Annotated in this window: 11 protein-coding genes; 4 read left to right on the top strand and 7 right to left on the bottom strand. The window is 44.2% G+C overall.

The genetic code is table 11. The features are described 5' to 3' along the window. Window positions 1-101: 101 nt before the first annotated feature. Window positions 102-1,352: a phosphoglycerate kinase gene (gene pgk / locus P150_RS0114315; protein WP_028898298.1), complete on the bottom strand. Its 1,251-nt coding sequence runs from the start codon at window positions 1,350-1,352 to the stop codon at window positions 102-104. Window positions 1,353-1,478: 126 nt separating this feature from the next. Between pgk and queC the strand changes: the two genes are divergently transcribed. Next, window positions 1,479-2,132 carry a 7-cyano-7-deazaguanine synthase QueC gene (queC, locus tag P150_RS0114310; RefSeq protein WP_028898297.1) on the top strand — a complete coding sequence of 218 codons (654 nt, stop codon included), beginning with the start codon at window positions 1,479-1,481 and terminating at the stop codon, window positions 2,130-2,132. A gap of 226 nt (window positions 2,133-2,358) precedes the next feature. On the opposite strand, the gene P150_RS0114305 is transcribed toward queC, so the two are convergent. The 3 genes from P150_RS0114305 to mtaB all read right to left on the bottom strand — a co-directional run bounded on the left by P150_RS0114305 (window position 2,359) and on the right by mtaB (window position 5,660). Next, on the bottom strand, window positions 2,359-3,168 hold the full coding sequence (locus P150_RS0114305) for a gliding motility protein GldB (protein WP_028898296.1): 810 nt from the start codon (window positions 3,166-3,168) through the stop codon (window positions 2,359-2,361). Window positions 3,169-3,306: 138 nt separating this feature from the next. After that, complete coding sequence (locus tag P150_RS0114300) at window positions 3,307-4,305, bottom strand: glycosyltransferase family 2 protein (RefSeq protein WP_028898295.1); 999 nt, start codon at window positions 4,303-4,305, stop codon at window positions 3,307-3,309. After that, window positions 4,302-5,660 (bottom strand): tRNA (N(6)-L-threonylcarbamoyladenosine(37)-C(2))-methylthiotransferase MtaB, encoded by a 1,359-nt coding sequence (gene mtaB / locus P150_RS0114295; RefSeq protein ID WP_028898294.1) that lies wholly within the window; start codon window positions 5,658-5,660, stop codon window positions 4,302-4,304. Before mtaB ends, P150_RS0114300 begins: the two co-directional genes overlap by 4 nt. 491 nt (window positions 5,661-6,151) lie before the next feature. On the opposite strand from mtaB, the gene P150_RS0114290 reads away from it, so the two are divergent. Further along, window positions 6,152-7,231 carry an FMN-binding protein gene (locus P150_RS0114290; protein WP_028898293.1) on the top strand — a complete coding sequence of 360 codons (1,080 nt, stop codon included), beginning with the start codon at window positions 6,152-6,154 and terminating at the stop codon, window positions 7,229-7,231. Window positions 7,232-7,294: 63 nt separating this feature from the next. Further along, complete coding sequence (locus P150_RS0114285; protein ID WP_028898292.1) at window positions 7,295-7,945, top strand: nitroreductase family protein; 651 nt, start codon at window positions 7,295-7,297, stop codon at window positions 7,943-7,945. Window positions 7,946-8,019: 74 nt separating this feature from the next. Here P150_RS0114285 and P150_RS0114280 read toward each other — a convergent pair whose 3' ends face one another. From P150_RS0114280 to P150_RS0114265, 3 genes are all read right to left on the bottom strand, one after another. After that, window positions 8,020-8,724, bottom strand: coding sequence for a hypothetical protein (locus P150_RS0114280; protein ID WP_028898291.1), 705 nt, complete (start codon window positions 8,722-8,724; stop codon window positions 8,020-8,022). A gap of 78 nt (window positions 8,725-8,802) precedes the next feature. Continuing rightward, a complete protein-coding gene (locus P150_RS0114275; protein ID WP_028898290.1) occupies window positions 8,803-9,933 on the bottom strand; it encodes a hypothetical protein in 1,131 nt (376 codons plus the stop codon). Between the two features lie 579 nt (window positions 9,934-10,512). Beyond that, complete coding sequence (locus P150_RS0114265; protein WP_028898289.1) at window positions 10,513-11,166, bottom strand: DUF4923 family protein; 654 nt, start codon at window positions 11,164-11,166, stop codon at window positions 10,513-10,515. A 381-nt stretch (window positions 11,167-11,547) separates the two neighbouring features. Here P150_RS0114265 and P150_RS0114260 point away from each other — a divergent pair, with 381 nt between their 5' ends. Then, window positions 11,548-12,786 carry a GTP-binding protein gene (locus P150_RS0114260; RefSeq protein WP_028898288.1) on the top strand — a complete coding sequence of 413 codons (1,239 nt, stop codon included), beginning with the start codon at window positions 11,548-11,550 and terminating at the stop codon, window positions 12,784-12,786. The last annotated feature ends 90 nt before the right edge of the window (window positions 12,787-12,876 follow it).

Below are 12,876 nucleotides of genomic sequence, written 5' to 3'. Positions count from 1 at the left end.
TATCTGTTGAACTCATTTTTTGTTTTGTGATATTTTAATCCTCACAAGGTGTGCAGATGTTACTCTGCACCCTTCTTTAGCCTGTATTAAAAGAGCTTCTGTTACTTTTCGATAGCTGCAACGCCCGGGAGCACCTTACCTTCGATAGCCTCGAGCATAGCACCACCACCTGTTGAAACGTAAGAAACCTCATCAGCCAAACCGAACTTGTTTACGGCAGCAACAGAATCGCCACCACCTACGAGTGAGAATGCGCCGTTCTTCTTTGTAGCCTCTGCCACGTATTTGGCAATCTCGCCAGTTCCGTGAGCAAAGTTTTCCAATTCAAACACGCCGACAGGACCGTTCCAGAGGATTGTCTTTGAATCGAGAATAATCTTTTTCCATTCTTCGAGACTTTCTTCTGCCGAGTCCATACCTTCCCATTCATCTGGTATTTGGTCGATAGGGAATACCTTGCGTTCTGTATCGTTTGAGAACTCCTTGCCACATACCGTAGCTATTGACAATGAAAGGTTCACGCCCTTTTCCTTAGCAGCTGCCATTACGTTGAGTGCTTCCGGCATCAGTTCGTCTTCGTGCAAAGATTTGCCAATTTTTCCGCCCTGTGCCTTGATGAAAGTGTAGCCCATACCGCCACCAATGATGAGGTTGTCTACCTTGTCGAGAAGGTTCTTGATAACTCCGAGCTTGGAGCTAACCTTGGAACCACCGATGATTGCTGTGAAAGGATGCTGTGCGTTCTTCAATACGTTGTCGATAGCCGTAACTTCCTTTTCCATCAAGAAACCGAGCATCTTGTGGTCGGCATCAAAGCTGTCGGCAATGACTGCCGTTGAAGCGTGCTTACGGTGAGCCGTACCGAACGCATCGTTTACATATACGTCTGCATAGGAAGCGAGTTTCTTAGCAAATGCCTCCTGACGTTCTTTCATTTCTGCCTTTGCAGCGTCGAACTCTGGTGTGTCCTTTTCAACTCCGACTGGCTTTCCTTCTTCTTCAGCATAGTAGCGAAGGTTCTCGAGCAAGAGAGCTTCGCCGGCTTTCAGTGCGCCAACTTCTGCTTCTGCGTTACCTGCATCCTTAGCGAACTTCACTTCAACACCGAGTGCGTCAGAAACGTTCTTTACAATCTGGCTCAAAGAGAGTTCAGGCTTTACTGTTCCCTTTGGCTTACCCATATGGCTCATCATAACCAGTGCGCCACCATCAGCAAGAATTTTCTTGAGTGTTGGCAATGCACCACGAATACGTGTGTCGTCTGTTACGTTGCCATTCTCATCCAATGGCACATTGAAGTCTACGCGGACAATAGCCTTGAGTCCGGCGAAGTTGAAATCATTAATCTTCATTCGTAATGTAAATTATTTGTAATTTTTAAAAATGAATACATTCTTAGCGCAAATATACATATTTTTATCGGTTTGGGGAAATCAAATACTATCTTTTTTGTATTTTTGCATATTATTATTTTATTAATGAAAGATTCAGTTATCATCGTCAGTGGTGGACTCGATTCCATTACGCTCCTCTACGATAAGAAGGACACTATTGCGTTGGCTCTCTCGTTTGATTACGGGCAGAACCATTCACAGAACGAATTGCCTTTTGCAAAATATCATTGCGAACGGCTGGGAATCCCTCATCTGGTAATTCCTCTTCAGTTCATCCACCAGTATTTCAAGAGTTCGCTGATAGAAGGTGCCGACAAGATTCCCGATGGGCATTATGAAGAAGATAATATGAAGTCCACGGTGGTACCGTTCAGGAACGGCATAATGCTTTCCATTGCTGTGGGAATTGCCGAGAACCACGGACTGAATAGGATTTATATAGCTAATCACGGTGGCGACCATACGATTTATCCCGACTGCACGCCTGAATTTATCAGCGCGATGGACGGTGCAAGTAGCAACGGCACGTTCAACAATACAAGGATAGAAGCTGCCTATACGAATATTACGAAAGCCGATATCGTCCGTCGTGGTATGGAATTGGGGATAGACTATGCCCAGACGTGGAGCTGCTACAAAGGTGGAACAAGGCATTGCGGCACGTGTGGAACCTGTGTGGAGCGCAGGGAAGCATTTGAGAAAGCAGGCGTGGAGGACCCTACGGTCTATGAGGTCTGATGAATTTCTCTTAAATGGATTGCCTGCAACGCAAGTTGTCTTTCAAAGCAGATGAGATATGATTTCCAAACGTGTGAAGAATACATCACGCTCTTGCACGTTTGGAATCTTTGTTTTTTGATTTGTCTGCCAGATAATTTGCGAGGCGTTCTTTCGATAGGGTAAAAATAGTGTAAATTCTAACCTGCTTATAAATCTATATAAGAGGAGCAGGGCAGAATTTTATTTATTCCGAAATGTTGAACATTGAGAAGTCTCTCATTTTCAACAACTCTTCATACGATGTTTTAGAGTTTTTGTGCATATATCGTTCAACGGCATCTACATATTTGCTCTGAAAAACATTCTTGGCTAATGCCTGATTTACTACCCATTGAATCTTACCTATGTGTAAATCACGCTCCAACTGTGGCCTTGAACCGAAGTTCTCCAACGGATATTCTCCAATCAGATAGAACGACAGGCAGTCAGGCATAATGTTTTCTCTTGTCATTTGTTTTCTCTGCTGAGCATTGTAAATCTTCTGATACAACGGATAATCCTCGCCGAGATACTTATCCAGCGAAATACCTATTGTTCCATTGCCGACGACAATGCTCTGATCGAGAGCCGAAATCTGAGAATATACTCTCGGGATAGTTATATTAGGAATGAAATGTTTCAGTCTTTCAAACGCCTTGTTCAGCTGTTTGTTCAAATCGTCCATTTCGGCATATTCCATTTCAACGGCCGTAACCATAGCCTGCAATGTAGTGTCCTGATAGAATTTCAGGAAGCGTGTGTTGATATCCTGTGAAGTAGCATCTCCAATCTTCAGAACGTCTTCTATCAATGTACGGGTTTCAATGGGATATTCCGTATTCATTTGCTGGAGTGCGGAGAAGTCGCCGGTAGTGAGATAACGGTATTCCAATCTATCGAAACGCTCTATTGTGAGGAGAGAAGCAGATGCGTTTTCATCCTCAGTCGTCAGCTTTAGCTGACAACCGAAACACAAGAGTGTGAATAGAAATAATATGTAATATAGTTTTCTCACTTAAAAATAGTTATTATCAAATATCCCCTTAACAACTGCAAAACTACTAAAAAATATTTATACTCCAAAAATAAATGCCAAAAAAGTTTAAATAGAATATAGTTTTCGCTTCTTATTTGTCAAAAATACACAAAAATATTAGTTGATATCTGAATAGTATTTACATTTCTTTGCATAGTATTGCCAAAGTATGGAGTAGTTTTTGCGTTTGTCATTGAGTGAAACCTTGTTTCCTTTTACTCTTTTGAAATCTTTTCTCCATTTCCTGAATGCGCGTCTTCCTTCAATTACTGCCCTGAAATCCTTGTAATTTCTCTGAAGGATGAGCATTTGGAATGCTGCCAGATAATCAAGAAACAATCTGGTACGCATCACTTTCTTCAAATCCTCTTCAGGAAGATTCTTCCATAGCATTGTCAGGTTATTGCGAAAATTGAGGAATGTCTTTCGGGGATTTGACTTTGGCAATGTTCCCCCGCCCAAATGATAAACCTTGCTTTGTGGAAAGCAGTAGACTTTTCCGCCTTTTTGATGCAATCTCCAGCAAAGATCAATTTCTTCGTTGTGGGCAAAGAATCTCTCGTCAAGTCCTCCTGCTTCCCGGTATGCCGATGAGCGAATCAGCAGACAGGCACCGGTTGCCCAAAAGATTTCTTCGTCATTGTCGTATTGTCCTTTATCCTCCTCAAGGGTATCGAAGATTCTTCCACGACAGAACGGATAGCCGTATTTATCCAGATGTCCTCCAGACGCGCCGGCATATTCAAAGCTCTCCTTATTATATATGGATAGGAGCTTTGGTTGGCAGGCTGCGATTTCTTTATCGGCTTCCATCTTTTCGAGCAACGGCTTCAGCCACCCCGGCGTAACCTCTACATCGCTGTTCAGCAGCAGGTAATATTCGCTTTCCACCTGTTCCAAGGCTTTGTTGTAGCCACCTGCGAAGCCGTAATTCTTGTCTAACTGAATAATCCTCACAGAAGGATGGTTTTCTCGTAACCAAGAAATGGAATTGTCGGTGGAAGCATTGTCAGCCACTATAACGTCAGCTTCTGGCGAATGCTGTATTACTGTCGGCAAATATTTTTCCAACATATGCCGACCATTCCAATTCAGAATTACAATAGCTGTTTTCATAATAGTTCTACTTTCAAAGCTGTTTTGTCAAAATTAAAATCAATGAGCTTTACCTTCAATATCTGATTGTCGTATTCTTCCTTTACCTGCGCAGGCGAAAGCTCTACTCTGATGTAGTTTTTCGTAAATCCGTGCATAGCCTTTCCTCTGACGGCCTTCTCAAAAAGCACCTCAGCTTCCTGTCCGATATGTGCTGCGTAGAAGTCATAGGTCATCTTGTCTGAAAGTTTCAGGAGTTTCTGTGCCCTGTGCTTCTTTTCCCTGTCGTCTACTATGTAAGGAATTTTGAGCGCAGCCGTGCCGGGGCGTTCCGAATATGGGAACACGTGCAGCTGGGTTACCGGCAATGCCTCGATAAACTTGTAGCATTCATCGAAGAGTTCCGGCCGTTCTCCCCGGCAGCCTACCATTACGTCCACTCCGATAAATGCTTCAGGAATCTTTTCCTTTATGAGTTTCACTTTCCTTGCAAACAGTGCCGCGTCGTAGTGCCGGTGCATCAGTTTAAGAACTTCGTCGGAACCACTCTGCAAAGGAATGTGGAAGTGGGGCATAAATGCTCTTGACGCCGCGCAGTATTCTATCAGTTCGTCGTCGATGAGGTCGGGTTCGAGCGAACTTATCCTGAAACGCTCAATGCCCTCAACCTTGTCCAAGGCTTTTACCAAGTCTATGAACCTCTCGTTTGTCGTAACACCGAAATGCCCGATGTTTACCCCAGTCAATACAATTTCCTTTCCTCCTTCCCTTGCAGCTTCTTCTGCTTGCTCGACAAGTGAAGATATGGAAGGATTACGGGAGAAACCACGTGCGAATGGGATGGTGCAATAGGTGCAGAAGTAGTTGCAGCCATCTTGAACCTTCAGAAAATATCTTGTTCGGTTGCCGCGCGAACAGCTTGGCTGGAACTTTTTTATGTCCTTTGTCTTGACGGAATGGAATATATGCCGGTGTTCCGTCGTGCCTTCTTCATTCAAGTTTCTGGGTTGGTTCCACGCATCGCTGAGATATTGTATCAGGTCTGCCTTCTCATTGCTTCCCAATACAAGGTCTACTCCCATTATGTTTGCAACCTTTTCGCTTTCCAACTGTGCATAGCACCCCGTTACAATTACGAATGCACCGGGATTCTGACGTGCCATTCTGTTTATGGCCTGACGGCATTTGTGGTCTGCAACCTCTGTTACAGAGCAGGTGTTGATTAGACAGATGTCTGCCGTTTCATCCTTTTTAGCTTCGCGTACGCCCATATCAGACAGCATACGCGCAAAGGTGCTCGTCTCAGAAAAATTCAACTTGCATCCTAATGTATAGTATTTTGCAGTTTTGCCCTGAAAGGCTGATGTATCAATCATAAGTGCAAAGTTACACGAAAACCACCATAATACCAAATATTACAGTGATGTTCTAAAGATACGATTTCTAAACGTGCGAAGATTGCAACGCATTCTTCGCACGTTTGCATTGCATTTTTGCGAAGATTGCAACACATTCTTCGCACGTTTGGAAACGGAATGCTTATCTGTTGATTATCAGTAGTTTATAAAATATGGAATAGCGGATGTATGATTTTGTCCTTGACAGTTGTTTTATATGAAGCCGATGTGTCAGAATGCGGGATTGTCAATAGCGAAAACTGAGGAGAGATAATGTCTGATAGCCGTTCCAATTTAAACAGTATTGCAAGGAATCTTGGCATAAAGCAATAGTTAAAAACCACTAAGAATAAAGTGATTGGAAGATGGATTTATGATAAAATCGGTATTTTTGTATTTCATTTTGGAGTTGCCTTTTACATTCTTTATAATGAATCAGGCTTTATAAGGTAAAAAACAGATAGCAATAAATGAAGAAACTACAACAAATAATCCTACTTATTACCTGCATTCTCGTAGTGATGGTGGCAGCTATTCAGCGTGATGGCAAGATATGGGGACACGAACTGAAGGAATCTGTGCAGCCGGCTGCTGCCACAAAGACGGTTGCCGACACGATGCACACGCTCGATGATGGCACTATCGTTATCAATACGACCGAATTGGGCAAGGATATTATGGGGTATGGTGGTCAGATACCGCTCGAGATATACATTCAGGATGGGAAAATAAGGGAGGTTAAGGCTCTTGATAACAGCGAGACGCCCGATTTCTTCGAGGAAGCAAAAGCTATCATCACAAAATGGAATGGCAAAACGGTAGAGGAGGCTGCCGATATGAAAGTTGATGCAGTGAGTGGAGCTACTTTCTCTTCGCGCGGAATCATCGGAAATATGCAGCGGGGATTAGCTTTTGCATCGAAGAATGCGAGCAGGCCTTCGCTGCTTGGCAAGATGGATTTTAGTGCGAAGTCTGTTATCGGGCTGATTGTGGTGCTGATGGCAGCCATCATCCCATTGTTCTATAAAAACAAGAGCTTCCGTACTTTCCAGTTGGTGCTCAACGTCGTCGTACTGGGCTTTTGGTGCGGCACCTTTCTCTCTTGGTCGCTCTTCGTCAATTTTATGTCGAGTGGCATCAATGTGTGGGTTTCCCTCATTCCGATTGTAATGCTCATCACGGCCTTTGTATATCCGTTGTTCGGCAAAAAGAACTATTACTGCACACACGTCTGTCCTTGTGGTTCTGTTCAGGACCTTGCAGCTAAAACGAAGAACAGAAAATGGCGTATGAGTGCGAAATTGACCAAGCGTCTCGGCTATTTGCGTCAGGCACTTTTTGCAGTACTTATGGTTCTTATGCTGTCGGGAGTATTGTTTGAATGGATGGACTATGAGGTGTTTTCTGCCTTTATATTCCAGACTGCATCGGTTGTTGTTCTTGCATTGGGCATAGTGGTGGTTGCACTCTCGTTCTTCATTCCACGGCCATATTGCCGTTTTGTCTGCCCAACGGGCACTTTGTTTAAATTGACGGAAGATAAAGGATAGGGAATGGTGGCCTAAAGGATAGAAAATAAAGTATAAAACACATCAGAATACATTGTATAAAAAATGAAAGCATCACATCTTTTGAGCCTCGTGCTCGCAATAGCACTCGTTTTTGTATGTGCAAAATTTGTTGTTGTCGGTAATTCGGACAGTAAGGAAAAGGAAAATACGGAGCAAACTGCCGATAGTGCAGTTATCAATGCTATTATGAAGCGTTCGAGTATTCGTTCCTACACGAACAAGGAAGTTGAAAAGGAGAAGATTATGACACTTCTCAAGGCTGGAATGGCTGCTCCGACAGCAGCAGACAAGCGTCCTTGGCACTTCGTAGTAGTTACAGACAAGAACATTCTCAGGAAATATGCTGAAATTAATCCCTATGCAAGTATGGCTGCCGAAGCTCCGCTGATGATTGTTGTCTGCGGCGATTTGGAGAAAGCCATCGAAGGCGAAGCCAACGAAATGTGGGTTCAGGACGCTTCTGCTGCTACCGAGAACATCCTTCTGGCTGCGGAGGCATTAGGACTTGGTGCTGTATGGACGGGAGTATGGCCACTTCAGGAGCGCGTTCAGGCTGTATCCGACTTGCTGAATCTGCCCGGTGCCATCGTGCCTATGGCGGCTGTGGTAGTCGGTTATCCAAAGAATCCGGGACAGCCGAAGAACAAATACAACGAAAACAACGTAAGTTGGAATACATACGACCTTGAATAAGGTTACATCAACTTTCAGACAGGTTAGTTTATTTCATTATACCGGAGTTCGAACTAAGCCCGAACTCCGGTTTTTTATGCCAAATCCTCGTATGCCTGATTCATTTCGTTCATCAATGTCTCGAAGTTTTCTGAATTAAGGGATACACGACGGAAAATCATTTCAAGGTTGTCGCCTTCCAAAGAAACGGGTTCTTCGTGCATCAATGCCATCATTCCGTGAATCATCAGCTTGTAGACAGTGCCCTGATAAAGGCTCTGCACCTCTGTGTTTGCAGCCTTGATGCCCGTTGCGTATGCCAGCATCTGAACACGGACAACCGAACGGATGGCCAAATCCACGCTTACTTCCTCGGCATCTTCGCTTCCTCTGTCGTATTCTGTAAAGAAATCGGCTATCGGTTGCAGCTTTCCGTTTAGCAGACTTCCCATCTGCCGCTGATAGTCTGCTACAACTGCATCGTAGAGTGCCTTTGTTCCGCAGGCATATCGCAGCAGAATCTTGGGCGAAGTGGAGTTGGAAAACTTGCGTTTCTGCATATCTGCAGCAACGGCTTCGCCATCGGAAAAGTTCAAGCGGATTAAAACAGGGAAGATTACAGATACAAAATGAGCCGACAACGTATTGTAATTGTCAGCCAGTATCTGCTTGTATTCTCTCGGTTCGATGGTCTTCCTACCCGGCATTCTCGCATCTGTCTGTCCGAAGAAATAGCCGTTGAAGAAACCTCTAACCATTGCTGATGCCACTTTGTAGCGATTCAGAGATGTTATTCGCATATTTAAAGAGTTGGAAAGTCTCAGCTTCAACACCCTTGTAAAGAATAGTTGAGGCTGAGACTGCAAGATTTTTATGTGTTATCTATGTCCTCCGAACGAACCACGATTCGTTGTTCCCGATGTGCTCGTAGAGCGGGTTGCCGGCGTGGAAGACGGTGTCGGCTGTACGTTGCGCGTTGAACCTGAACCGAACGACGGACGGTTACTGTTGGCAGGTGTGCTCTGGCGAGTAGAAGAACCCGATGAGAAAGAACGGTGGTTGAAATTACTTGGACGATTGTTTGCGTTTCCGAAAGTGCCACGGTTCTGTGTCGGCTGAGTGGTTGTCTGCCGTGTGGTTGTGGTCTGACCACCACGTGAACCTCCGAAACGGCTGTCGCTTGAACCGGTGCTGCGTTGCGGCTGCACGGTAGAAGGACGGGCATTTACTGTTGAATTGCCATTGTAGGTGTTAGGGCGGTTTACACCACTTCCGACAACACCTGTCGTGCCTCGCTGCTGATTGCCGAATGTGGGTCTGCCTTGGGTGCTTCCGTTGAATCCGCTATTACTGTTCTGTGGCGTAGTAATGATGGTTCGGCTGCCACCATTGCCATATCCCTGTTGGTTTCCCATACGGTTGGTTACGATAGGCTGACCGTTGCGCTGTCCGAACCGTCCTGCGTAGTAGCTGTCGCGCTGACGGTTGCGTCCTCCACGGTATGTATCGTAGTAAACAGGGCGTGAACGATAGTAATATCTCGGATTTTCGTAACGGTTGTAGATGCTGAATGCAAAGCTGTTATCGTACCAATAGACCGGACGATAGAAGTAATCCATATTTACGAAGTAGTTGTACTGACGGGCATCGAGCACATAGAACATATCGCTGTTGCGACGATACCAGTAATCGCCGTAGATAGAGCTTTCGCCCTGCATATTCAGCAAGTAGTCAAGGTTGATTTCGTAGATAGCCTCGAACTGTGCATCAGACAATCCAAGCTCGTAAGCCATCTTGTCTGAGAGATACCAAGCCTGTCTGCGCGCATCCTCGTAGCCGATACCGTAGTGCGAGTAGTTAGCATCATAGCCCGTGCCATAGCCAGCATCGTAAACCGTGCTCGTGTAAACCGGAGCTGAAGCACCACCTTCGAGAAACATTGTTCCACAAGATGCAAGTCCCATTGTCATTGCAAGGGCTGCTGTAAACATTATATACTGACGTTTCATAACCTTATATTTTTAAATGTTTCTACTCTTGTTCAATTTTTATATTGCAAATTTACTGGATAAAATCCATATCGCCAAAGGGCAATGCCTAATAGTTGTGGGGAAAATCCCTACAATGGCGTAGTCTTATCCCCTGTGTCTTATTTCTGCATACAATGATTTAGCGAGTACGTAGGAATCATATAAGGGTAGAAAATATTTTTTGTTGCTGTTTCTTTGTAGTTTGTAAGTGGTTGAAAATCAGGTGTCAAAAAACGATTTTCATTTTTGCGAAGATTGCGTTCCATTCTTCGCAAAAATGCACGGCAATCTTGCGAAGATTGTTTTCCATTTTTCGGTTACTTGTAAATCGCTTGAATTTGGGTTGAATCAGGACTTGATAAATACGCTATTTTGATGTATGGTATATAAAAGAACAAGTGAACCAATGAACAAAGTAAATTTGCAATGAATAGTATCATTTCAAGCCTCAATAGCCGATTGTTATTCTGCACATACGGAGGCAAATATACTTGTAAACTGGTTCACTTGTAGCCTTGTTCCTATGAGTTCGGGATAAGTCCCGAACTCTGTTATTGCTTATTTCTGCAAATCGAAACCTATTCTTACTCCGTCGTAGTTCTTTGAAATGTCGCCGATGGTGGACAATGCGCTGTTCCCACTTACGGAAGCAATGGTCTGCAATAGCGTGAGTACCTTTTTGGATTCAAACAACAGGCTCATTCCATTGCCGTTGCGCTTTGCATAGCAGGTGAGATTGATTATCAATCCGCTGAGTGTTACGGCCTGTGTCTTCTCATCAAACGTCCATTTGCCGCTCCAACTCTTGCCGTCAATCTTGGTTTTGAATGTTCCGTCAGGATTGAATGTGAAGTAGGTGTTGCTGCTTGAGAACCCGATTTTGCTGTATTGCTCTGCAAGTTTGCTTTCGACTTCAGCCGCCGCAATCTCGCCGCCAGCCTTTGCCAAGGCATTTTCGGATGTAAAGGCGCAGCCCGGACCTTGATATTTCCAAGTGCCTATAAGGCTGTTTGCAGTCATTTTGTCTAAACCGATAACGGAAGTGAGAATATTGCCGATGGTTTCTCCACTCGTTGCACTTCCTAAGATACTGCTGAGGATATTCCCTGTTGATGAACTGTTTGTACCAGTATTGCCAAAATTTCCCAATGAACCACACGAGGTCAATGTCAATGTTGCCAATGCGGCAACCGTCAATGTAATTTTTTTCATAATGCTGATTTGTTTCGCATTCATTTCTGCACGTCGAGGTCGTAGGTCTACGAGCTGCGTGCAGCGATTTGGATGCGATTTTCTTATTAATTCTATTTTCTTGTTTTTAAAAATCCGTGAAATAATTTATGTGAGTATAACCTTAAATATAGTGAGTTGTTTCCTGATAGCGAACATATCAACGTAAAATTCTCGTAATCTGTAAATTCGTATATCATCACTTGTTCGGTGTGCAAAATTACGCATAAATCGCCGAATAGCAAATTTATTTCTATAAAAAGCTGAAAACATTCAGTAGAGAAAGTTTTGTTTGGCATAAATATTGTAACTTTGTATGTATAACGAGAACATAACCTCTGAATAGAATTTAAGTAACAATATATGAATAATAATGAAACTCCGGTCCTTCTGCTTACCGGATATCTCGGAAGTGGAAAGACTACATTGGTAAACAAAATCCTGTCAAATAATAAAGGCATTAAGTTTGCGGTAATTGTGAATGATATTGGCGAAGTAAACATCGATGCTGACTTGATAGAAAAAGATGGCGTGGTGGGTCAGAAAGACGACTCGCTCGTGGCATTGCAGAATGGCTGCATCTGCTGCACCTTGAAAATGGATCTCGTGGAACAGCTCAACGAAATCGTAAAGATGAAGAAGTTCGATTATATCGTAATCGAAGCGAGCGGCATCTGCGAACCTGCTCCGATTGCCCAGACCATCTGCGTTTACCCACAGATGTATCCTGATATGGCAAAGGGCGGCAAGGCTGTGCTCGACTCTATTGTTACGGTGGTGGATGCGCGTCGAATGTGCGACGAGTTTTCAGCCGGCAACGATCTTTTGAAGAAGAATCTTGAGGAAGATGATTTGGAGAACCTGCTCATTCAGCAGATAGAATTTTGCAATATAATCCTGTTGAACAAGGTGGACGACGTCAGTCCGGAGGAATTGGAGAAAGTAAGGCAGATAGTTCGTGCGTTGCAGCCGAAGGCGGAAATCATAGAATGCAACTATGGCGACGTTGATTTCGACAGAATCCTCGATACAAAGGAATTTGATTTCGACAAGGTGGCTACGTCTGCTTCTTGGATTGCCGCCATTGAGGGCGAGGAAGACGGGGAAGAGCACGAACACCATCATCACGACCACGATGAGGAGGAACACGAGCACGACCATCATCACGCTGCGCACGCTCACGGACATCACCACCACCATCATCATTTGCACAATGAAGAGAGTGGGGAAGCGTTGGAATACAATATAGATACCTTCGTTTACTATCGCCGCCGTCCGATGGACATTAATTTCTTCGACGATTTCGTGGCGCGCAAGTTCCCCAAGAGCATTATCCGTTGCAAGGGACTCTGCTATTTCGAGAACGAACAGGACATCTGCTACGTATTCGAGCAGGCAGGCCGTCAGGTAACGCTCCGCAATGCCGGACAATGGTATGCTACAATGCCTGAATTTGAACTGCGTGAGTTCTTGAAACAGAATCCGAAATTGCAGAAAGACTGGGAAGAACCTTATGGAGACCGTATGCAGAAACTCGTCTTCATCGGTCAGAATATGGACAAGGAAGCCATCTGCAAGGAATTGGATATGTGTTTGAAATAAACAATCAGTATATGTGAAAGCTCCAACTCGTCTAAATGAAGAGTTGGAGCTTTTCTCTATAATGGATTTTTAAGTTAATCGGTTCGCAGG

The sequence above is a fragment of the Prevotella sp. HUN102 genome (genome assembly GCF_000688375.1).
Taxonomy (GTDB): domain Bacteria; phylum Bacteroidota; class Bacteroidia; order Bacteroidales; family Bacteroidaceae; genus Prevotella.
The sequence above is the reverse complement of the archived record's forward strand: the minus strand, read 5'-3'. Positions and strand labels throughout refer to the sequence as shown.